This window comes from Enemella evansiae (genome assembly GCF_004362375.1).
Lineage (GTDB): Bacteria > Actinomycetota > Actinomycetes > Propionibacteriales > Propionibacteriaceae > Enemella > Enemella evansiae.
The window spans coordinates 448,560-470,433 of the sequence record NZ_SNXA01000010.1; the positions used below are offsets into that span (position 1 = coordinate 448,560).

A 21,874-nucleotide genomic window follows, 5' to 3' on the forward strand; every position below is an offset into this window, starting at 1 on the left:
CATGATGCTGCCGTGGCTCCTTAGAAGGCTACCGGAGTAGCGGGTTGAACGGGCGAGAAATCGCGGTGAAGCTGACGAAGAACTGCCGGTTGTTCAAGTCGCTGTGAGCCGACGGTTCACGCGCCCACGGGTTCGGCCGGGGGAGCGCTGTCGGAATAGAAGCGGGAGAGCAGGGCGTACGCCTTGGTGCGGAAGGCGAGCAGCACGACGACGAGCATCACCAGCGAGGCCATCACGAAGACCGCTGCGATGCCACGGGCCTCACCGGAACCGAGCAGCCAGCCCCAGGTCGCCCTGCCGGAATCGCTGTTCATGTAGGGAATCAGCCAGAACTGGGCCAGCGGGCCGATCAGGAATGACGAGACCGGGGTCGATGCCGACTCGACGCTCTGCGCCAGGCCGAAGACCCGGCCCTGCCGATGCAGCGGCACCACCCGCTGGATGATCGTCTGCTCGGCGGCCTCGGCGGCGGGCATCATTGCCATGAACAAGAAGATGCCCACGGCGTACAACCACTGCCATTCGCGGATCGTGAACAGCATCCCCAGCAGGGCAACGCCGACATTCACCAGCAGCAGGGTACGGACCGGATTCTCACCCAGGCCACGCTTCGCGACGATCGCGCCGCCGACGATGAACCCGGTGCCGGTGACACCGAGCACGATGCCCCAGGCTTCCACCGGGAAGAGCGTCAGTCCATAGGGATCCATCAGCGCCATGAACACCCCGCCCACCAGATTGTTGAAACAGGTGAAGAAGATCAGCGCCATCAACCCCGGCACCGCGCGTACCGCGGCGATGCTGCCGGCCAGGTCGATCTTCTTGGTGCCGAGCTCGGGATCGTGGAACACGCCCTCCTCCGGGATCGCCACCGTGAACAGGTGCAGCAACGCCAGCACGGTCAGCGTGATCGCGATCCCCAGCGTCCAGCCCATCCCGAGCAGACCGATCGCCAACCCGCTGAACACCGAGGTCAGCGTGAACGCGATGCCCTGCACCGCACCGACCAGGCCGTTCGCCTGCGGACGTTGCTCATCGGGCACCAGCAGCGTCACCGTCGTCGACAGCGCGATGTTGCGCAGGTTCTCCACCACCCCGCCGATCAGGATCACCCCGCTGAACAACCAGAACATCGGACCGGTCCAGTCGAGCAGAATCCTCTTGTCCACAACGAGATAGAGGAATCCGGCGATCAGGTACGCCGCCGTGGTCACCAGGCTGGACGCGACCATCACGCGCTTCTTCTTGTGCCGGTCGACCAGCACACCGAACGGGATGCCGAGCAGCGCCACCAGCAGCATGTAGAGCCCACCGACGATCGCGGTCGCAAGCACCGACTTCGTCTCCAGATAGACCCAGAAGGTCAGTGCGAACCACAGAAAACTCGTCGTGACATTGGCGACGAGCGTGTTCGCGAGCACGCGATGGAACTGCCTCATGGGAGCAACGCTACGAGTGATCGGGGACATCCGCTTATCCATTTCTGCGCACCTGCTGTGGCGTGGAGGGGGTGGTACGCCGACAGTCCAGCAGGGGATGCGGACAGGTTCGGTCCGCGAGGGGTGTCTGAATTCATCACGGCTCAGCTCAGCTCGTCTCGACACGCTCACCCGGCTCCGCTTCGCTGCGCCGGGTGAGCTACTCGATGAGCGGGTGGGGTGGCGGTGGGAGGATGGCGGCATGACCGTGCTCTGTCAGACCTGCGGCGTCGAGGCCGCGGATCCGCTGCCCGACGTGTGCCCGATCTGCGCGGACGAGCGGCAGTATTTGCCCGAGGACGGCGTGCAGCGCTGGGTCGAGCTCGACGAACTGCGACGCCTCGGTCACCGCACCGAGCTGAACCAGTTCGAGCCCGACCTGTGGGGTCTGGCCACCACCCCGAAGGTTGGCATCGGGCACACCGGCATGCTGGTGCGCACCCCGCAGGGTGTGGTGCTCTGGGATCCGCCCGGCTTCGTCGATGAGGGGATCGCCGCCGAGATCCGCGGCCAGGGGCCGATCATCGCCGTCGTCCCCAGCCACCCGCACATGTACGGTCTGCAGCTCGAGTGGGCCGCGGCCCTCGGCGGCGTACCCGTCGTGCTCGCCGAAGCGGACCGGCAGTGGGTGCAGCGCACCGGGGACGCCCTCGACTTCTTCACCGACCACCGCGAACTCGCGCCCGGACTGGCCGTGCACCGCTTCGGCGGACACTTCGCCGGCAGCAGCGTGCTCGAATGGTCCGCCGGTGCCGAGGGCCGCGGCGCACTGCTGGTCGCCGACACCGTGATGGTGAACCCCGACCGGACGAGCGTCAGCTTCATGCGCAGCTACCCGAACCGGATCCCGCTCTCCGGTGCCACCGCCCGACGGCTGGCCGACCGGGTCGCCGAACTGCGGGCCGACCGGGCGTACAGCAACTTCGGCAACGTGCTCGACGCCGATCTGCAGCAGGCGGTACGCCGCTCGGCGGACCGGCATGCCGCCTGGTGCGCGGGGGAGTACGACGAGGGGGACTGAGGGGGCCTCTCGACACGCTCGCTGCGCGAGCTACTCGAGGATCGTGAGGGGCGGTCCAGAATCCGGTCCGGATTTCCGGGAATACCCAAGGCCTGCCTATAGTTCCATGGTTTGAGCCTATGACCATGGGTCCTCAGTGACCCCGTCCCAGACCTGGAGCTGCACTCATGTCCCTGACCGGACTACTCCTCGGCGCGTTGCTCGGCTTCGTGCTGCAGCGCGGCCGATTCTGCGTCACCGGTGCTTTCCGTGACGTGTTCCTCGCCCGCAAGACCCGCTGGCTGACCGCCTTCCTGATCGTGATCGCCGTGCAGAGCATCGGCGTCTTCGCGCTGCAGTCCGCGGGCATCATCGAACTGTCGTTCAAGGCGCTGCCCTGGTTGGCGGTGATCGTCGGGTCGCTGATCTTCGGCATCTCGATCGTGCTCGCCGGCGGCTGCGCCACCGGCACCTATTACCGCGCCGGCGAGGGCCTGGTCGGCAGCTGGGTCGCGCTGGTGGCGTACGCCGGCTTCGCGGCGGTGATGAAATACGGCGTGCTGAAGCCCGTCAACGACGGGATGCGCGCCGAGACCGTCCCGGTGACCACCGTCCAGGACAGCCTCGGAATCTCGCCCTGGTTCCTGGTCGTGCTGCTGGTCGCCGGCGTCGGCTACCTCGCGTACCGGCAGCTGCGCAGCCAGCCGAAGCTGAAGGTCGCCACCCTGCCGCCGGAGAAGACCGGCCTGAACCACCTGCTCTTCGAGAAGGCCTGGCACCCGTTCGTCACCGCGGTGATCATCGGCCTCATCGCGATCGCCGCCTACCCGCTCAGCTACGCCGCCGGTCGCCAGGCGGGCCTGGGGATCACCACCCCCTCGGCCAACCTGACCAGCTTCCTGGTCACCGGCAACACCGCCCGCATCGACTGGGGCGTCTGGCTGGTCGTCGGCATCCTGGTCGGTTCCTTCATCGCCGCCAAGGGCGCGGGGGAGTTCAAGATCCGGGTACCCGACTCGCGGACCATCGTTCGCTCCATCGCCGGCGGCGTCGGCATGGGCGTCGGCGCCTCGCTGGCCGGCGGCTGCACCATCGGCAACGCGATGGTCGAGACCGCCCAGTTCAGCTACCAGGGCTGGATCGCCTTCGCGCTGATGTTCCTCGGCACCGGCATCGGTGCCCGGCTGTTCATCACCGGCCGGCGCAGCAAGTCCGCCAGCGGTACGCCGCAGCAGGCCCTGGTGAACGCCTGAGCGGTACCCCTCGACACGCGATCCATTGCTCCGCTCCGCTACGCATGGATCGCTACTCGGGGAACGGAAGTCCAAGCAGAAAAGGAGAATGACAATGTCCAAGCACGTACTCGAGACCGTCGGTGAGGTCTGCCCGTTCCCGCTGGTGGAGGCCAAGAAGGCGATCGCCGACCTCCCCAACGGCGACGAGCTGGTGATCAACTTCGACTGCACCCAGGCCACCGACTCGATCCCGCAGTGGGCGGCCGAGTCCGGTTACCCGGTCACCGACTACCGCAAGCTCGGTGACGCCGGCTGGACCATCACCGTCCAGAAGGCCTGACCCACATCTCCCACGGGGCATCCGGTTGAGCACCGGATGCCCCGGGTACAATTCCAGACGTTCTTCGCGGGAGTCCGAGGCATCGGGCTGAGAGGGGGCTGTGCCGCCCCGACCGTTGCAACTTGGTCCGGATCATGCCGGCGTAAGGAGAAGTCGATGGAATCACGCATCCTCTGCGGGTTCCGGGATTCCGAGCTCGACGCGATCGTCGTCGGTGCCGGGATCGCCGGACTCGCGGCCGCCTGGGGGCTGAGCCGGCGCGGTCATCGAGTGACGATCGTCAGCGATGACGCGGCCGATGCCGCCTCCCCGGTCGCCGGCGGCATGCTCGCCCCCGGTTCGGAACTCGACTACGGCGAGGACGACCTGCACGAATCGGCGGTGCGCAGCCTGGCCGCCTGGCCCGAATTCGCGGGCGAGATCGAGGAGCAGAGCGGGGCGTCGATCGGCTTCGGTACGCCCGGGACGCTGGCGGTCGCGCTGGATCGCGACGAGGACGCGGTGCTCGCCCGGCACGCCGACCTGCTGCAGGATCACGGCATCGACCACGAGCTGCTGACCGGTCGCGAGGCCCACCGCGCCGAACCCGCGCTGCGCAGTCGGATCGCCGGGGCGCTGCGGGTGCCGGGGGAGGCCAGCGTGGTCCCCGAATCCGCGCTCGCCGCCCTGCGCGCCGCGCTGGAGCAGCAGGGCGCCCGCTTCGCCACCGGCTCCGCCGAACTGCTCGGCGACCAACACGGGGTGCACGGGGTACGCCTCGGCGGCGTCCCGATCACCGCCCCGGTGGTGGTGCTCGCGGCCGGCCATCGCTCCCGGACCCTCGCCGCCTCGATCGACCTCCCCGTCCCGGTCCGCCCGGTCAAGGGCGAGATCCTCACCTTGCGCCCCGACGCCGAGGTGCCGCAGGCCATGATCCGGGCCCGGATCGACAACCATCCGATCTACCTCGTGCCCCGCCCCGACGGCACCCTGCTCGCCGGTGCGACGACCTGGGACACCGGTGAGACAGACACCCGCCCCACCGTCCGCGCCGCCCTCGACCTGCTCGGCGCCGCCGCCGAACTGGTACCCGGCCTGCGGGACGCCGAGGTGGTCGCCCACCGGGTCGGGCTGCGGCCCGGTACCCCGGACAACCGCCCGCTGGTCGGACCGACCGAGGTGCCCGGACTGCTGCTCGCCACCGGCCACTTCCGGCACGGCTTCCTGCTGGCCCCCGAGACGGCCCGTCAGGTGGGTGACGCGGTGCCCGATCTGCGGGCACCGGAGGACGTGGCTTCGACTCGCTCGTCCCTCGCTCGCTCAGCCGACGTGGGGACCCGCTCGGACGATGTGGAGGTATGAGGATGCAGATCACCTTCAACGGGGAACCGACCACGGTGCCCGACGGCAGCACGATCGCCGACCTGCTGGAACGGCAGGGGTTGAGCGGCAAGGGCCTGGCGGTGGCTGTCGACGGTTCGGTGGCCGTGCCCTCGCAGTGGGCGACCACCACGATCCCCGAGGGTGCCGAGCTCGAGGTGCTCCGACCGATGCAGGGAGGCTGACATGACCACCATCGAGAACCCCGCCGTCGCGGCTGTGGAGACCTTCGAGCTCGCCGGGCGTACGCTGCGCTCCCGGCTGCTGCTCGGCTCCGGTGGCGCCTCCAGCCCAGCGGTGCTGCGGGCCGCCGTCGAGGCCGCGGAGAGCGACATCGTCACCGTCACCATGCGCCGGGCCGGCAGCACCGCCGGCAGCGGACTGATGGAGACCCTGGTCGATCTCGGCGTACACATCCTGCCCAACACCGCGGGCTGCCGCTCGGCCCGCGAGGCCGTGCTCACCGCCGAACTCGCCCGCGCCGCCCTGGACACCGACTGGATCAAGCTCGAGGTGGTCGCCGACGACCGCACCCTGCTGCCCGATGTGCTGGAACTCATCGAGGCAGCGGAAACCCTGACCCGCAAGGGATTCCGGGTGCTGCCCTACACCACCGACGATCCGGTGGTCGCCGCCCGGCTGCAGGACGCCGGTTGTGCGGCGGTGATGCCGCTCGGTGCGCCGATCGGCAGCGGACTGGGCATCCGCAACCCGCACGCGATCGAGCTGCTGCGCGAGGCCGTCCAGGTCCCGGTGATCCTGGATGCCGGCATCGGCACCGCCTCCGAGGCCGCCCTGGCGATGGAGCTCGGCTGCGACGCCGTGCTGCTCGCCACCGCCGTCACCCGGGCCGAACGCCCGGAGCTGATGGCAGCGGCGATGCGCGACGCGGTCCGGGCCGGGTACGCCGCCCGGCGCGCCGGCCGGATCCCGCGGCGCCGGCTCGCCCGGGCCTCCTCGCCCGAGCAGGGCCGGATGGGAACCTGAGGACTGTGCACCCGAGGATTGGGCAGGCGAGGGGCTGGGTAAGAGCGCGGATATGGCCAAGCAGCATGGAGAATCCGACGAAGACAAGGCCCGGATCGGCCCCGCGGATCTGGGTATCGACCCGGCCGGGGGAGCGGACGACCAGCTGTTCAAATGGCTGGTCGCCTGCCTGCTGTTCGCGAATCCGATCAGTCAGGAGATCGCCGCGGCCGCCTTCGGTGCCCTCGACCGCGACGGGGTCCTCACCCCGAAACGACTGGCCGAGGCCGACTGGCAGCACCTGGTCGACCTGCTGGGCGAGGGCCACTACAAGCGCTACGACGAATCGAAGGCGCGCGAGCTGATCGCCCTGGGGCGTGATGTGCAGCAGCGCTACGACGGTCGGCTCGCCACGCTGCCCGAGGGCGCCGACTCCCGCAGCGCGATCCTGGACCGGCTGCAGGAGTTCACCGGAATCGGACCGAAGGCCGCCGAGATCTTCCTCCGTGAGACCGGCTGGCAGGGTTGACCAACGGCATCGATCAACGCCGGGATCGCAACACCCGCAGGGTTTCCCGCAGCGCCTCCATCGAACCGTCATAGTTCGCCTGCGCCACCCCGATGAACAGGCAGTCCAGCACCAGCAGCTGCGCGGTCCGCGAGCCCAGCGCGCCGGAGCGGAACGGGTCCTCCCGCGCCGCGGTCAGCAGCACCACTTCGGCATGCTCGGTGATCGGCGACTCACCATGGTTGGTGAGCGCGATGGTCCGCACTCCACGCGCCCGGGCGAGCCGCAGGAACTCCACCGTGTCGACGGTTTCGCCCGAATGTGACACCCCGAGCGCCACCCCGCCCGGGGGCAGCGCGGCGGCCGCCGTCCAAGCGGCGTGGGTGTCCGGCCAGAACAGCGCCGTCTGCCCGATCCGGGAGAGCTTCTGCTGCAGATCGTGCAGCACCACCGCCCCCGCACCCGCGCCGAAGAGGTCGACCCGGGCGGCACCGGAGATCAGCTCGATGGCCTCCGCCAGCGCACCGACATCCAGGGTGCGCGCGGTGTCGGCCAGCGACAGCCAGGAGTTGGTGTAGACCTTCGCCACGATGTCGGGCAGGGAATCGCTGCGGTCGATGTCCCCGGTCGCCTCGGTGGTCGCTCCGGCCGCCTCGTCCCGGCGGGCGTCCAGGGTGAGGTCCATCCAGAACGCCTTGAAATGCCGATAACCGAGCCGCTGGAACAGGCGTACCACCGTCGCCGTCGAGGTCTCCGCCCGGGCGGCCACCGACGAGATCGTCGGATGCGGTTCCCCGCTGTCCGGCTCCAGGAAGACCCGTGCCACCCGGGCCTCGGCCGGCTTCAGCGAGGGGAGCAGAGCGCGCAAGCGGATCGTCGCGGGCTTCGACTCGCTCGTTCCTCGCTCGCTCAGCCGGCGGGTGGTGGGTTCGCTCGTTCCTCGCTCGCTCAGCCGGCGGGTGGGTGGCCGGGGTGGCATCGTCCTCCGATCTCAGGTTGAAAACGATTCTTACATGTCTGACCAATTGTATGTAAGGTTCTTTCACCGGGGACCTGACCAAGGAGGATCTTGATGCCCGCCATGCGATCTACCGTCCGGCGGCTCGCCGCCCTCACTCTGCTCAGCGGCCTGGCCGTCACCGCGGCCGGTTGTGGCGGCGGAGGAGGGGCCGATGCCGGCAGTCAGGCACCCAGGGCCGCGGGTGCCCCCGGGGGCACCGCGGTCGTCGGCGTGACCACCGACCCGGACACCCTGGTGCCCTGGAAGGCGACCCAGTTCCAGGCCGTCAACGTGCTCCAGCAGCTCTATGGCACGCTCACCGAGTTCGACGAGAATCTGCAGGTGGTGCCGGGCCTGGCCGAGTCCTGGCAGGCCTCCTCCGACGGCAAGCAGGTCACGCTGAAACTCCGTCAGGGTGTGAATTTCGCCGACGGCAGCGCCTTCGACGCCACCGATGTGAAGCACTCCCTGGACAAGATCAAGGACGAGAAGACCGCCGCGGTCTCGCGCACCTCGCTGGCCAGCGTCGACCAGGTGACGGTCTCCGATCCGCAGACCGTGGTGCTGCAGCTGAAGGCCGCCGATGCCTCGCTCCCGGCCAACCTGGCCACCATCAACATGGCGATGCTCTCCTCCGACGACACCGAGGAGAAGCTGAAGACCCAGCCCAACGGCACCGGTCCGTTCAGCTTCGACAAGCGCACCCCGAGTCAGTCGATCGGCCTGAAGAAGAACGCCGACTACTGGGGTCCGAAGGCGGCCCTGGACGCCGTCGAGTTCCGCGTGATCCCCGATGAGAACGCCATCGTGTCGGCGATGCAGGCCGGCAATGTGCAGCTCTCGGTGATCAACGATCCGCTGGTCGCCAAGAACGCCGAGGGGGCGCTGCGGGTCACCAAGACCGCCCAGTTGAACTACCACGTGCTGCAGCTCGATGCCCGCAAAGGAGCGCTCACCGATGTGAACGTACGCCTGGCCATGCAGTGCGCGATCGACCGGCAGCAGGTCCTCGACACCGCCGCCCTCGGTGAGGGTGAGGTCACCGGACCGATCACCTCGCCGGCGTACAAGTCCGACCCCAACGCTCGGCCGTGTCCGACGCGCGATCTCGCCAAGGCCAAGGAATACCTCGCCAAGACAGGGAAACCGCAGGGTGTCGCGGTCAAGACGATCGTCTCCCAGGGTGAGTACGCCACCTCGGTCAACGAGGCGCAGAACCTGAAGGCCCAACTCGCCGAGGCCGGGATCGACCTGCAGCTGGAGGTGCTGGAGTCCGGTGCCTTCGTGAAGCGCTGGACCTCGGCGGACTTCGAGGCCGCGGTGGCGCTGAACGGTGGTCGACCGGATCCGGACGGCGCCTACGGCCGCTACTTCACCAGCACCGGCAACCTGAACAAGGTCGCCGGCTATTCCTCACCGGAGCTCGACGCACTGTTCGCGAAGGGCAAGGCGACCCAGGATCCGGCCCAGCGCAAGGAGATCTACGCCGAGGTGTCCAAGCAGCTGGAGGACAACGCGGCCTGGATCTGGACCTTCACCGGTTACACCTACACCGCGACCACCTCGAACGTCGGCGGTTTCAAGCCGATGGCCACCGGGGGGTTGCAGTTCCTGCGCACCACCACCGTCAACTGATGCTGAGGCATCCACTCATCGGCCGGCTGATCTCCGGCATCGCCACCCTGCTCGGGGTGGCGGTGCTGGTGTTCATCATGCTGCGCGCGATTCCCGGTGACCAGATCACCGCCAACCTCGGTATCGAAGCGGCCGGGTTGACCCCCGACCAGCGGGCCGCGCTGGAGGCGTACTACGGCACCGACCAGCCGCTGGTGGCCCAGTTCTTCTCCTGGCTCGGCCAGGTGCTCACCGGGAACCTCGGCTTCTCCGCCCGGGCGCAGACCAGCGTCGCCGCACTGATCGCCGCCTCCCTGCCGGTGACCGCCGAACTGGCCGTGCTGTCGATCCTGATCGCGGTGCTGATCGGCGTACCGATCGGCATGCTGGCCGCGTCCCGGCCGGATTCGGTACGCGACGGGGCCGGGCAATCCGTTGCCCTGCTGGGATTGAGCATCCCCGCGTTCCTGCTGGCCACGGTGCTGCTGGCCTGGACCTCGCGGTCCTTCGGCTTCAATCCGAACGGCAAACCGTACGCCCCGCTCTGGGTGGACCCGGTCACCAACCTGCAGCAGCTGCTGCTGCCGGCGCTCACCCTCGGCATCGGGATCGCGGCGCCGATCATCCGCACCACCCGGACCGCGGTGCTCGAGGTCCGCGGCCTGGACTTCATCCGGACCGCGAAGGCGAAGGGGGTCGGGCCGCGACGCCTGCAGGCCAAGCACATCCTGCGCAATGCGCTGGTGCCGATCGTCACCATGACCGGACTGCAGTTCGGCTATCTGCTCGGCGGTGCCGTCGTCGTCGAACGGGTCTTCTCGCTGCCCGGCATCGGCCGGCAGGTGCTGCTCGGCATCGAGCAGAAGGAGTACGCCGTGGTGCAGTCCACGGTGCTGGTGATCGCGCTCGCGTTCGTGCTGGTCAACCTGCTCACCGACCTCACCTACCGGCTGATCGATCCCCGGGTGCGTGCCTCATGACGACCACCCCCACCGACCTCACCACCCAGGCTGGCGAGGGCACCGGCGCGCCGATCGTCCGGCGTCGACCCTGGCGCCGGCTGTTCCGCTCCGTGTCCGGGGTGATCGGCGTGGTGCTGTCCGGATTGCTGCTGCTGTTGGCATTGATGGCGTGGCTGCACCTCACTCCCTACGATCCGCTGGCGCAGAACGCGCCGCAGCGGCTGCGGCCCCCGTCGGCGCAGCACCTGTTAGGCACTGACCAGTTCGGCCGCGATGTCTTCTCCCGGGTCGCCGCCGGTCTCGGCAACTCGGTGCGGATCGCGTTGCTCGCGGTGGCGCTCTCCGCGGCGGTGGGCACCCTGGCGGGGTTGGTCGGCGGCTACTTCCGCAAGGGCGCCGACACGGTGCTGGGCGGGGTGGCCAATGTGCTGTTCGCGTTCCCGCCGCTGCTGCTCGCGCTCACCCTCGCCTCGGTGCTCACCCGCAACTGGGTCACCGTGGCGATCGCGATCGCGGTCGTCTATGTGCCGATCTTCTATCGCGTCACCCGGGGGCCGGTGCTGTCGCTGCGTGAGGTCGAGTTCGTCCGGGCCGCGGTGAGCACCGGGCAGAACCCCTGGGCGGTGATGTTCCGGCACGTGCTGCCCAACATCACCGGTCTGGTGATCGTCCAGGTGGCGCTGTCGCTGTCCTGGGCGGTGCTGACCGAGGCGTCCCTTTCCTTTCTGGGATTGGGTACGCCACCACCGGCACCCTCGTTGGGGTCGATGATCTTCGAGGCCAACTCGACGGTCTACGTGGCGCCCTGGACGATGGTCGCCCCCGGGGTGCTGGTGGTGCTGCTGGTTAGTGCGCTGAATCTGCTCGGTGACGGGCTGCGCGATGTGCTCGATCCGAGGGAGGCCCGATGAAAGAATTGTCCGGACTGGACACCGAGGCGACCGCCGCGGGTGCGGCGGATCTCGATCTGCTGCCGGTGGCCGAGCTGGCGGCCCGGATGAACGCCGGTGACCAACACGTGCCGCTGGCCGTCCGTGACGCGCTGCCGGCCATCGTGCCGGCGATCGAGGCGGTCGTTGAACGGCTGGCCGCCGGCGGCCGGCTCTGCTACGTCGGTGCGGGTACGCCGGGCCGGCTCGCGGTCGTCGACGCCTCGGAATGCCCACCCACGTTCAATACCGACCCCGACCTGGTGACCGCGGTGATCGCCGGTGGGCCAGCTGCACTGACCAACTCGATCGAGGGTGCCGAGGACGACTGGGACGCCGGCCGCGCGGTCGTCGACGAGCGGGGCCTGACCGCAGGTGACGTCGTGGTCGGGGTGGCGGCCTCCGGGCGCACCCCGTTCGTGCTGGGTGCGATCGAGGCGGCCAACGAGATCGGTGCGCTCACCCTGGGCGTGGCCTCGGTCACCGACAGCCGGCTCGGGCACGCCGCGGCGTACCCGATCGAGGTCGTGGTCGGGCCGGAGTTCATCACCGGATCGACCCGGCTGAAGGCCGGCACCGCGCAGAAACTGGTGCTGAACATGATCTCGACGATCACCATGATCCGGCTCGGCAAGACCTACGGGCCGCTGATGGTCGATGTGCGGGCCAGCAATGCCAAGCTTCGGATCCGGGCGATCCGCATCGTGGTGGAGATCACCGGTGCGACCGAGGCCGAGGCCCGGGAGGCGCTGGAGCGGTCCGGTTGGGAGGTCAAGGTGGCGACGCTGGTGCTGCTGCGGGGTCTCGAACCGGTCGCGGCCCGGGAGCTGTTGGGCCGCCACGACGGCCGATTGCGGCCGGCACTCGACGGGGAGGAGTGAGCATGCGGGTGCTCGGCCTGATCTCCGGGACCTCCCACGACGGCATCGACGCCGCGGTGGTGGAGCTCACCCACTCGGCCGACGTGCTGCGGATGCGGGTGGTCGGCACCGACTCGATCCCGTACGCCGCAGCGCTGCGCGTCCGGCTGGTGGCCGCGCTGCCACCCGCATCGAGCACGGTCGACGAACTGACCGAACTGGACACGTTGATCGGCCAGGCCTTCGCCGAGGTCGCCGCGACGATGGCCGACCGGCACGGGCCGCTCGACCTGATCTGCTCGCACGGACAGACGGTCTTCCACTGGGTCGAGCGCGGCCGGGCGCTGGGCAGCCTGCAGCTGGGCCAACCGGCCTGGATCGCCGAGCGGACGGGCGTACCCGTGGTCGCCGACGTCCGGCTGCGCGACATCACCGCCGGTGGACAGGGGGCACCCCTGGTGCCGATCCTCGACGAACTGCTGCTCGCCGACGCCGATGAACCGGCCGCCGCCCTGAACCTCGGTGGGATCGCCAACGTGACGGTGGTCCGGCCCGGATGGCCGAGTATCGCCTACGACATCGGCCCCGCCAACGCGCTCGTCGACGCGGTCGTCCAGGACCGCGAGCTGGACCCCCACGGTTACGACACCGATGGCCGGCTGGCGGCCGCGGGGACGGTGGATTCCGCACTGCTGCAGCACTTGCTGGCCGATCCCTACTATGCCGAACCGGCGCCGAAGAGCACCGGCAAGGAACACTTCCACCTGGCCTACGTCCGCGAACAGGTCGGCGACCGGCAACTCTCCGACGCCGACCTCGTCGCCACCCTGACCCGGTTCACCGCCGAGACCGTCGGCCGCGACCTGGTGGCCTCCGGGGTACGCCGGGTGATCGCCGCAGGCGGCGGGACGGCCAATCCGGTGCTGATGGGATGGCTGGCCGAGGTCGCTGCCGGGGTGGAGATCGTCACCACCGACGCGCTCGGCATCCCCGCCGACGCCAAGGAGGCGATCGCCTTCGCGCTGATCGGCTGGTGCAGCTGGCACGGGTTGCCCGGCAATGTGCCCTCCGCGACCGGTGCCGAGGCGCCGCGGGTGCTCGGCGCGCTGATCCCCGGCAAGGAGCCGCTCCGGCTCCCCGAACCGCTGGAATCCCTGCCCGGGTTGGTGATCGAGCGATGAGCGAGCTGCGGCTCCGGCCGGCCGGTGAGACGGATCTGGCTGGGATCGTCGAGGTGTTCTGGCGCTGCTGGACCGAGAGCCACGCCAGCTTCGCGACCCCCGAGGAGCTGGCCCGGTTGACCCATCGGGATGCGGAGGAACTCTGGCGCATCGCGTTCCTCTCGACCACCCGCACCGTCGTGACGACCGTCGCCACCGCGGATGCCCGGATCGTCGGTTTCCTGCGGCACCAGCTGATCGACGGCGAGCTGTTCATCCACTCCCTCTACGTCGACCCGAGCCAGCAGGGCAGGGGCCTCGGCGGCCGGTTGATGCGGCACGCGCTGCAGGCCGGGGCGGCGGCCGGCGCGGACCGCGGGCGGCTCTGGGTGTTCACCGCCAACCAGCCGGCCCGGGCGTTCTACCGGGAGTATGGCTGGCTGCCCGACGGTCGCGCCCGTATCGAGGATGGGTTCGGGATGCCGGAGGTCGGGCTCGGTACGCTGTCGGTCGCGGCCACCCGGGTCGCGGAAACCCTTGTCTCATCGGAGATCTGCACCGACCCGGGGGAATCCCCACCCGCCGGCGCCGCGGTCGCGTTCGCGCGCGGCGACGAGCAGGGTGTGGCCGTCGCCGGGACCCGAGGATCCGCCGATCGACCGGTCACCCTCGACACCCGCTGGGACGTCGCCTCGGTCACCAAACTGGTCACCACCACCATCGGTCTCGGCCTGGTCAGCGCCGGCATTCTCGACCTCGATGCACCGGTCGACGCTCTGCTGCCCGAACTCACCGGTCGCGGCATCACCGCGCGATCCCTGCTCCAGCACGAATCCGGGCTGCTGCCCTGGCAGCCCCTGGACCGCGCCGGCGCCGGCCCGGACACTGCCCTGGCGACGATCGCCGCGCTGCCGATCGGGACCCCCGGTGAGCACGTCTACAGCGATCTCGGGCTGATCACCCTCGGCGTCCTGCTGACCCGGCTCACCGGTGACGACCTGCCGGAACTCCTGCGCCGCTGGGTCAACGAACCGCTCGGACTCGACCTGCGCTACGGTCCGGTCGACGAACCGGTGGCCGACTCCGCCCCCGACGACCGCATCGAGCAGCGGATGGTCAGCACCGGGGAGCCCTATCCGGTGTTGCTCCAGGGACCGGAGCCGGCGTGGCAGACCGAACCATTACGCGGGGTGGTGCATGACGGCAACGCCCGTCGCGCACTCGGCGGAATCTCCGCCCACGCGGGGATCTTCGCAACCATCGGCGACCTGCTACGCCTCGGGTTGGCGCTCTCCGACGGCCCGGACCGCTGCGATCTCTGGACGCCCGAGGCGTACCGACGCTTCCTCGACGAACCGCTCGGCTTCCGCACCCGGACCCTGACCGACGGCAGCACACTGCACCACCACCCGGGCTTCACCGGCTGCGCGCTCGGCTTCGTCGCCGGTGAGCACCGGGCGTACGCGGTGGCGGCCAACCGGCTGCTCACCTCGGGCACGCCGGTGCCGACCGAGCGGCTGTGGCGCCGGGTGCTGGACGATCTGGGAGGACTGTGATGACTGCCGTGCTGGCCATCGATGAGCTGGCCGTCTCGTTCCGCACCCGGGACGGCATCGTGCCCGCGGTGCACGGGGTCTCGTTGGAGGTGCGTCCCGGGGAGACCGTCGCCGTGGTCGGCGAATCCGGCTCCGGGAAATCGACCACCGCCGCCGCGGTGAACCGGCTGCTCGCCGACAATGCGATCATCGACGCCGGTCGGATCCGCTTCGGGGACGAGGACATCACCGATCTCGATGAGTCCCGGATGCGGATCCTGCGGGGTGCCTCGATCGGGTTGGTGCCCCAGGACCCGATGTCGAACCTCGACCCGCTGATGCGGGTCGGTGACCAGATCGCCGAGGCGCTCGAGGTGCACGACCTGGCCCGCGGTGCCGCACTGCGTGAGCGGGTCATCGAACTGCTGGAACTCGTCGGCGTCAGCGAGCCCGAGCGGCGGGCCCGGCAGTATCCGCACGAGTTCTCCGGCGGGATGCGGCAACGGGTGCTGATCGCGATGGGCCTGGCCTGCCGCCCCCGGCTGCTGATCGCCGACGAACCCACCTCCGCGCTCGATGTCACCGTGCAGCGCCGGATCCTGGACCGACTCGAGGAACTCACCGGCGAGTTCGGGACCGCGGTGCTGCTGATCACCCACGACCTGGCACTCGCCGCCGAACGGGCCGACCGGGTGGTGGTGATGTATCGCGGGGAGATCGTCGAACAGGGCACCGCAGCCGAGGTGCTGGAGCAGCCGCAGCACGACTACACCAAGACCCTGCTGGCCGCGATTCCCGGTCTGCACACCGAGATCCGGGAACGGTTCGAGCATGATCCGCAGGACCTGCTGCTGCAGGCGACCGATCTGGTGAAGACCTTCGAGGTCCGCGCCGACCGGGGCTGGCGGACGGGCACGTTCACCGCCGTCGACGGGGTCAGCATCGACATCCCGCGCCGCGCGACCGTGTCGCTGGTCGGTGAATCCGGGTCCGGCAAGTCGACCGTCGCCAGCATGGTGCTCGGGTTGCTGGAGCCGACCAGCGGCCGGATTCTGTTCCAGGGTTCGGAACGGGGTCGGGGGAGTGCGGAGCTGAAAGCGTTCCGACGCCAGGTGCAACCGGTCTTCCAGAACCCGTTCGCCAGTCTGGATCCGCGCTACACCGTGGCCCGCTCGATCGCCGAACCGTTGCAGGTGCACCGGATCGGCACCGCCGCCGAACGTCAGAGGCGGGTCCGGGAGCTGTTGGAGATGGTTGCCCTGCCGGCCGCGATGGAGAGCAGGCTCCCACACGAGCTGTCCGGCGGCCAGCGGCAGCGGGTCGCGATCGCCCGGGCACTCGCGCTCAACCCCGACCTGGTGGTGCTCGACGAGGCCGTCTCGGCGCTCGATGTGCTCGTCCAGGAACAGATCCTCGAGCTGCTCGACGGGCTGCAGCGTGAGCTCGGCCTGGCGTACCTGTTCATCTCCCACGATCTGGCGGTGGTCCGGATGATCTCCGACTTCGTGCACGTGATGCAGCGCGGCCGGGTGGTGGAATCGGGTACGCCGCAGCAGATCTTCACCGCACCGCAACAGGCGTACACCCAGGAACTGTTGGCCGCCATCCCCGGCGCCTCGGTAACCTGAGGATCGTGACCTCCGACGCGCAGAGCGGGCTGGTGCCCGACCCCGACCACGCCGGGGCATACACGGTACGGGTCGGCGGCACCGACCAGTCCTGGGTCGACCCCGGTGACCCGACCCGGCTGGAATTCGACTACATGCAACGGATCGGGGACGTGCTGGACACCATCGCCCCGGCCGGTGAACGGCTGCGGGTGGTGCACGTCGGCGGCGCCGGGATGAGCTTGGCCCGCTATGTCGCGGCAACCCGGCCCACCTCGGCGCAGATCGTGCTCGAACCGGACGCCGAGCTGACCGAGGCGGTCCGCGCGACGCTGCCGCTGCCGAAGCGGTCGGGGATCAAGGTGCGCCCGGTCGACGGCCGCGCCGGGATCGCCGCGATGCCCGACGAGTATGCGGAGGTGGTGATCGTCGACGCCTTCGTCGGTGCCCGGGTACCGGCCGAGCTGACCACCATGGAGTTCCTCGGCGAGGTACGCCGGGTGCTCACCGGGACCGGGGTGCTGATCCTCAACCTCACCGACCGGGCACCGTTCGCCTACACCCGACGGGTCCTGGCCGGGGTCGGGGAGTGGTTCGGCGAGCGGCTGCTGAGCGCCGAACCGGCCACCCTGAAGGGCCGCCGGTTCGGGAACCTGCTGCTCGCCGGTTCCGCTCGCGCGCTGCCGACCGCCGCCCTCGCTCGCCGGGCCGCTGGATCGGTGTTCCCCTACCGATTGCTGCACGGCTCGCACCTGGCCCGGTTCGAGTCCGGCGCTGCGGCGTACACCGATGCCGACGCCGAGCAGTCCCCGGAGCCACCCGGTGGCCCCACCGTCTTCCGCTGACGTTCATCTCGACACGGTCGCTGCGCGACCTACTCGATGAACGTGGTGAGGTCAGTCGAGGGCGAAGTCGCGCCAGGTGCGGCCGTCCTTCGGTTCGGTGTCGGTCCACAGGGCGGTCTGGCAGTTCGGGCAGACATACATCACCGTGACCAGGTCGGAGTGCACGCGGACGTGTTCGCCGAGATCGTCGGCGCCGAGTTCGACCCGGCCGGCGAGCCGTTCCCAACCGTCCGCGAGCGATCCCAACGACTGACCGCAGTGCTTGCAGGCCGCCCGTAGGTCCGATCCGGAACCGGACAGGGTGAGCACGCCACCCCAGACCTGCGCGTCCCCGCCACCGGACCCGCCGCCGGACGACGCATCAGCAGGTGTCTGCATCTTTTCCCTGCGCTGCTTGCGGATCTCGTCGCGCCGGGACTCGGTCGCCGCCTCGTCCAGCGCGCCGGCCTCGTCGACGATCACCCCGTACAACCGCTCTGCCGCGGCCACGCTGACCGCCCGCTCGGCCACGTCGGCCGCCACCTGCTCGGGTGCCCGCAGCAGCGGATCCCCGTAGCCGCCGCCGTCCTGCACGGTGCACTCGAACACATCGCCCTGCCGGATCTTCGCGCTCGGGGACACCCCGGGCAGCAGCGTGTGCTCGCCGTCCAACTCGGCCAGCGAATCGACCATCCGGCCCTCGGCGTACGCCTCCAGCACTCTGGAGCCGCCGACCCGCTCGAACTTCGCGCAGGCGCCCGGCAGGCCACCGAAGATGCCGGTGCGGTTCGGTACCGCCACCCCGTGCGTCCCGAGCACCCCGGTCACTTCCTCGGTGTCGATCGGCGTGAGTGCGAACTGGATCCCGTTGCCGCCGCGATAGGTGCCGGCGCCGCCGGAGTCGACCACCTCGCGGCGCCACAGATAGAGCAACGGCTGCCGGGATTCCTGCTGCTCGACATCGGTCGCGCCACCGCCCAGGATCACCATCGCCCCGCCGGAATCGACCCCGTCACGGAAACCGAAGGCCGGCCCGCCCCACAACAACGAGTCCATGTACATCGCCGCGAACGGTTCCCCGTACTGGTCCAGCCCACCGAACTGGCAGAGCTGCCAGGAGCCGTCGCTCGGCCCGAACGCCAGGTCGGCGTACTCCTCGCTGAAGGCGAACAGCTTCGCCAGCGCCGCCCCGCCGGAGCAGGTGGCGATCCAGTTCGCGCCCGCGGCACCGCCGGAGACCGGCATCGGCTCGACCGCGGTCACACACAATCCGTCCGGGGCGAGCACGTTCACCGGCCGCATCAGCCCGTGGTTCCACGGCACCTCCGAGCCGAACGTGCACAGCATCAGCGTCGCCACCGCGCCCATCAGCCCACCCCGGGTGGTCATCCCGTACGCCGGGCTCTGCGGGCTGGCGCCGGAGAAGTCGAAGGTCAGCTCGTCGCCGGATTTCGTCAACCGGCACGGCACATGCAGCAGTTCGACCCCCTCATCGCCCGCGCGCTCGGTGCCGTTGGGCCGGTCCAGATAGCCGTCGTGTTCGAAGACCCCGTCCGGCAGCGAGCGGAGCATCTCGCGCAGGTCCGCCTCGGAGTTGTCGATCGTCCGGGCCATCACCGCAGTCACGATGTCCGTGCCGTACCGATCGCAGAGCGCGTGGAAGCGTTCCCCGGCGACCCGCAACCCGGCCAGGAACGCGCGGAAGTCGTTGGCGACGGTGTTCGGCACCCGCGAGTTGGTGACGATGGTGTCCCACAATTCCTTGTTCAGTTCACCTTTTCGGACGATCCGGCCCGGTGGGATCCGGATACCTTCCTGATAGACGTCGGTCGCGGTGGTGCACCAGGAACCCGGATCCATTCCGCCGAGATCGACCTGATGTGCCATGCAACCCAGCCAGGCGACGATCCGGCCGTCGCGGAACACCGGGGTGCAGTACTGCACGTCGTTCTGGTGCATCGCGGCGATGTAGGGGTCGTTGATGATGAAGACATCGCCCTCCTCGATGTCGTCGTAACGGCGCAGGAACTCCTCGATCGCCATCGCACCGGTATAGATCGGGGTCAGCAGATAGACCCCGATGATCGCCATCTCACCGGTCGCGGTGTAGATGCCAAAGTTGTAGTCGGTGGCGTGCACCACCGGTGATCCGGAGACGTGCTCGACGGTGGTCGACCCCTCGGTGTTGATCGACCACAGCTTGTGCCGGATCACCTCGTAGGTGACCGGATCCACCTCGGTGCCGCCGGTCGTCCCGCTTTTCCAACTGTCGTTGGTGTTCATCGCAGGTCTCCTTCGAGATGCACGTTGCCGAACGCGTCCACCCGGGCGTGCTGCCCGGCCCCCACCACGACGGTGGTGTCGGGCAGTTCGACGATCGCGAGCCCGTCGAATTCGAATCCGGGCTCCAGATGGTCCCCGGTGTAGATCACCGCCTCGTTCCACTCGCCACCGGCGTACACCTTGCGTCGGCCGGGCTCGCCGGCCGTGTCGCGGACGTCGGTGCCCACATCGAGGTCGGCGCTCGCCACCGGGGCGGTGGCGACGACCCGGAAGGTGGTGATCTCCACACCACCGTCGGGGAACGCCGAGCCCTTGCCGAACCGGCCCTCGTAGGTGTTGATGAACCGGTCCACCATGCCGTTGACCGCCGAGGCGGTGAACTCCCCGGACAGCTCCGGCTCGATCGGGATCGCCAGCACGTGGATCTGCGCCCGGAAGCGGATCTCGACGGTGCAGGCGTACTCGATCGTCTCCTCGTCCACCCCCGCGTTGCCGAGGTTCCCGGCGGCCACTGACCGCAGTTCGGCGAAGACCTGTGTCACCTCGGCCGGGTCGATGTCGGCGGCGAAGTCGGTCTGGCCGGGGGAGGACTGCATCGGCAGCGACCGCTCCTCGACCATCGTCAGATCCGAGCAGCCGATGCCGAACGCCGAGTGCACCGACGCGGTGATCGGCACCACGATCTCCCGGGCGCCCAGCTCAGCACCGTAGGAGAAGGCGTGCAGTGGACCGGCGCCGCCATAGGCGAAGACCGCGAAGTCGGTCGGGTCATAACCCTGCTCGACGGTCACCTGGCGGACCAGGTCGGCCATCCGCGCGTCGACGATCGTCTTGATCCCCTCGGCGGCGTCCTCGATCGACAAGCCCGCCGGCTCGGCGACGTGGGTGCGGATCGCCTCCCGCGCCTTCTCGGTGTCCAACCGCATCCGGCCGTCGAGGAAGTTGTCCGGGTTCAGATAGCCGAGCACCAGATCGGCGTCGGCGACCGTCGGCCGTTCCCCGCCGCGGCCGTAACACGCCGGCCCCGGCTGCGCGCCGGCGCTCTCCGGCCCGACCTGCAGCACCCCGTTGCTCACCGAGGCGATCGACCCCGCCCCGGCACCGACCGCGCGGACCGCCACCGAGGGCAGCGCCAACTGGTTGCGGCCGATCGCGGTGGTGTTCGACATCGTCGGCCGGCCGTCGAGCACCAGGCCGACATCGAAGCTGGTGCCACCCATGTCGGTGGTGACGATGTTGCGCAGGTCCTCGCGGTCGCCGAGGACCTTGGAGGCGATCACCCCGCCGACCGGGCCGGACATCACGGTCGCCGCGGCCCGTTTCTCCACCTCGGCGAAGGTGGCCAGGCCGCCGTTGGACTGCATCAAGAGCGGATCGGTGCGCAACCCGGCGTCGGCGAGGACGCCGGCGAAGCTGTCCAGGGAGGTACGCAGCAGCGGCCGCAGGCTGGCGTTGACGGCGGTGGTCAGCGTGCGGTCGAACTCACCGATCCTGGGCAGGAAACTGCTGGACAGCGTCACATCGGCATCCGGCACGAGTTCCTGGATCAGCTCGGCGATCCGCTCCTCGTGCTCGGGGTTCTTGAACGACCAGAGCAGGCTGACCGCGTACGCCTCCGCGCCCGCCTCCCGCAACTGTTCGACGGCCCGGCGGGCATCGTCCTCGTCGAGCGGGCAGGCGATCCGGCCGGCGTAGTCGACCCGTTCGGTGACCTCGGCGATCAGCCGGCGCGGCACCACCGGGGGCTGCTTGACCAGGGTGCGGAACTGCTTGATCTGCTCCTCGTCCAACCCCTGGGACTTGAATCCGCGCATGATCGCCAGGGTGTCGCCGAACCCGCGGGTCTGGATCAACCCGACCCGCTTGGCCTTGCCCTCCAGCATCGCGTTGGTGGCGATCGTGGTGCCGTGGGCGAAGGTCTCCACGCTGCCCAGGAAGTCGGCGAGCGACAGCTCGCGGTCGGCGGCGGCGATCTTCAGCGACTCCAGGACGCCGGTGGCCGGCGAGTCGGGCACGGTGGCGGACTTGTAACGGCCGACGTGACCGCTGTCATCGAAGACGACCGTGTCGGTGAACGTTCCGCCGATGTCTGAGGCGACGTAGTACGCGGGCACCTGGAGCTCCTTCGCTCGGAGGCCTTCGAGCTTCGTCGGCCGCTGAACGGTCGTCAACACCCTTCTCAGCAGGTGGTTGCGGCGGCCGGCGGAGTGGAGC

The 21,874-nt window shown here is 69.5% G+C and carries 19 protein-coding genes and 1 riboswitch; of the genes, 15 read left to right on the plus strand and 4 right to left on the minus strand.

The features are described from left to right. Window positions 1-116: 116 nt before the first annotated feature. Window positions 117-1,439 (minus strand): MFS transporter, encoded by a 1,323-nt coding sequence (locus tag C8D81_RS13485; RefSeq protein WP_133626225.1) that lies wholly within the window; start codon window positions 1,437-1,439, stop codon window positions 117-119. Window positions 1,440-1,680: 241 nt separating this feature from the next. Here C8D81_RS13485 and C8D81_RS13490 point away from each other — a divergent pair, with 241 nt between their 5' ends. The 7 genes from C8D81_RS13490 to C8D81_RS13520 all read left to right on the plus strand — a co-directional run bounded on the left by C8D81_RS13490 (window position 1,681) and on the right by C8D81_RS13520 (window position 6,907). After that, window positions 1,681-2,499, plus strand: a complete 819-nt coding sequence (locus C8D81_RS13490) for an MBL fold metallo-hydrolase (RefSeq protein ID WP_133626226.1) — start codon at window positions 1,681-1,683, stop codon at window positions 2,497-2,499. Between the two features lie 167 nt (window positions 2,500-2,666). Continuing rightward, complete coding sequence (locus tag C8D81_RS13495) at window positions 2,667-3,731, plus strand: YeeE/YedE family protein (RefSeq protein ID WP_133626227.1); 1,065 nt, start codon at window positions 2,667-2,669, stop codon at window positions 3,729-3,731. A 94-nt stretch (window positions 3,732-3,825) separates the two neighbouring features. Next, window positions 3,826-4,053 carry a sulfurtransferase TusA family protein gene (locus tag C8D81_RS13500; protein WP_094356553.1) on the plus strand — a complete coding sequence of 76 codons (228 nt, stop codon included), beginning with the start codon at window positions 3,826-3,828 and terminating at the stop codon, window positions 4,051-4,053. Between the two features lie 56 nt (window positions 4,054-4,109). Further along, window positions 4,110-4,219, plus strand: a riboswitch (TPP riboswitch). Continuing rightward, window positions 4,210-5,394: a glycine oxidase ThiO gene (gene thiO, locus C8D81_RS13505; protein WP_094404728.1), complete on the plus strand. Its 1,185-nt coding sequence runs from the start codon at window positions 4,210-4,212 to the stop codon at window positions 5,392-5,394. Its footprint overlaps the riboswitch before it by 10 nt. A 2-nt stretch (window positions 5,395-5,396) precedes the next feature. Beyond that, entirely contained in the window at window positions 5,397-5,597 is a 201-nt protein-coding gene (gene thiS / locus C8D81_RS13510) for a sulfur carrier protein ThiS (RefSeq protein ID WP_133626228.1), read from the plus strand. Between the two features lies 1 nt (window position 5,598). Continuing rightward, window positions 5,599-6,399: a thiazole synthase gene (locus C8D81_RS13515; protein ID WP_133626229.1), complete on the plus strand. Its 801-nt coding sequence runs from the start codon at window positions 5,599-5,601 to the stop codon at window positions 6,397-6,399. A 52-nt stretch (window positions 6,400-6,451) separates the two neighbouring features. After that, a complete protein-coding gene (locus C8D81_RS13520) occupies window positions 6,452-6,907 on the plus strand; it encodes an HhH-GDP family DNA glycosylase (protein ID WP_094430520.1) in 456 nt (151 codons plus the stop codon). A 13-nt stretch (window positions 6,908-6,920) separates the two neighbouring features. On the opposite strand, the gene C8D81_RS13525 is transcribed toward C8D81_RS13520, so the two are convergent. Then, complete coding sequence (locus C8D81_RS13525; protein ID WP_208109281.1) at window positions 6,921-7,754, minus strand: MurR/RpiR family transcriptional regulator; 834 nt, start codon at window positions 7,752-7,754, stop codon at window positions 6,921-6,923. A gap of 213 nt (window positions 7,755-7,967) precedes the next feature. On the opposite strand from C8D81_RS13525, the gene C8D81_RS13530 reads away from it, so the two are divergent. From C8D81_RS13530 to C8D81_RS13565, 8 genes are read left to right on the plus strand one after another with little or no spacing between them, the layout of a single operon-like run. Then, window positions 7,968-9,521, plus strand: coding sequence for an ABC transporter substrate-binding protein (locus C8D81_RS13530; protein WP_133626230.1), 1,554 nt, complete (start codon window positions 7,968-7,970; stop codon window positions 9,519-9,521). Next, complete coding sequence (locus C8D81_RS13535; protein WP_094430516.1) at window positions 9,521-10,480, plus strand: ABC transporter permease; 960 nt, start codon at window positions 9,521-9,523, stop codon at window positions 10,478-10,480. Before C8D81_RS13530 ends, C8D81_RS13535 begins: the two co-directional genes overlap by 1 nt. After that, window positions 10,477-11,373, plus strand: a complete 897-nt coding sequence (locus C8D81_RS13540; RefSeq protein WP_094430514.1) for an ABC transporter permease — start codon at window positions 10,477-10,479, stop codon at window positions 11,371-11,373. Before C8D81_RS13535 ends, C8D81_RS13540 begins: the two co-directional genes overlap by 4 nt. Beyond that, window positions 11,370-12,272, plus strand: a complete 903-nt coding sequence (gene murQ / locus C8D81_RS13545) for an N-acetylmuramic acid 6-phosphate etherase (protein ID WP_094430512.1) — start codon at window positions 11,370-11,372, stop codon at window positions 12,270-12,272. Before C8D81_RS13540 ends, murQ begins: the two co-directional genes overlap by 4 nt. A 2-nt stretch (window positions 12,273-12,274) precedes the next feature. Beyond that, window positions 12,275-13,432 carry an anhydro-N-acetylmuramic acid kinase gene (locus tag C8D81_RS13550; protein WP_094430510.1) on the plus strand — a complete coding sequence of 386 codons (1,158 nt, stop codon included), beginning with the start codon at window positions 12,275-12,277 and terminating at the stop codon, window positions 13,430-13,432. Then, window positions 13,429-14,967 (plus strand): GNAT family N-acetyltransferase, encoded by a 1,539-nt coding sequence (locus C8D81_RS13555; RefSeq protein WP_094430508.1) that lies wholly within the window; start codon window positions 13,429-13,431, stop codon window positions 14,965-14,967. Before C8D81_RS13550 ends, C8D81_RS13555 begins: the two co-directional genes overlap by 4 nt. Next, the gene (locus tag C8D81_RS13560; protein ID WP_133626231.1) at window positions 14,967-16,574 is read left to right on the plus strand and encodes an ABC transporter ATP-binding protein; all 1,608 of its coding nucleotides are present in this window, start codon (window positions 14,967-14,969) and stop codon (window positions 16,572-16,574) included. The genes C8D81_RS13555 and C8D81_RS13560 overlap by 1 nt, the downstream gene beginning before the upstream one ends. Before the next feature lie 5 nt (window positions 16,575-16,579). After that, entirely contained in the window at window positions 16,580-17,398 is an 819-nt protein-coding gene (locus C8D81_RS13565; protein WP_133626232.1) for a spermidine synthase, read from the plus strand. A 51-nt stretch (window positions 17,399-17,449) separates the two neighbouring features. Here the strand turns inward: C8D81_RS13565 and C8D81_RS13570 are convergent, their stop codons facing one another. Next, entirely contained in the window at window positions 17,450-19,660 is a 2,211-nt protein-coding gene (locus tag C8D81_RS13570; protein WP_133626233.1) for a hydantoinase B/oxoprolinase family protein, read from the minus strand. Beyond that, window positions 19,657-21,774, minus strand: a complete 2,118-nt coding sequence (locus tag C8D81_RS13575; protein ID WP_094430502.1) for a hydantoinase/oxoprolinase family protein — start codon at window positions 21,772-21,774, stop codon at window positions 19,657-19,659. The genes C8D81_RS13570 and C8D81_RS13575 overlap by 4 nt, the downstream gene beginning before the upstream one ends. Between the last annotated feature and the right edge of the window lie 100 nt (window positions 21,775-21,874).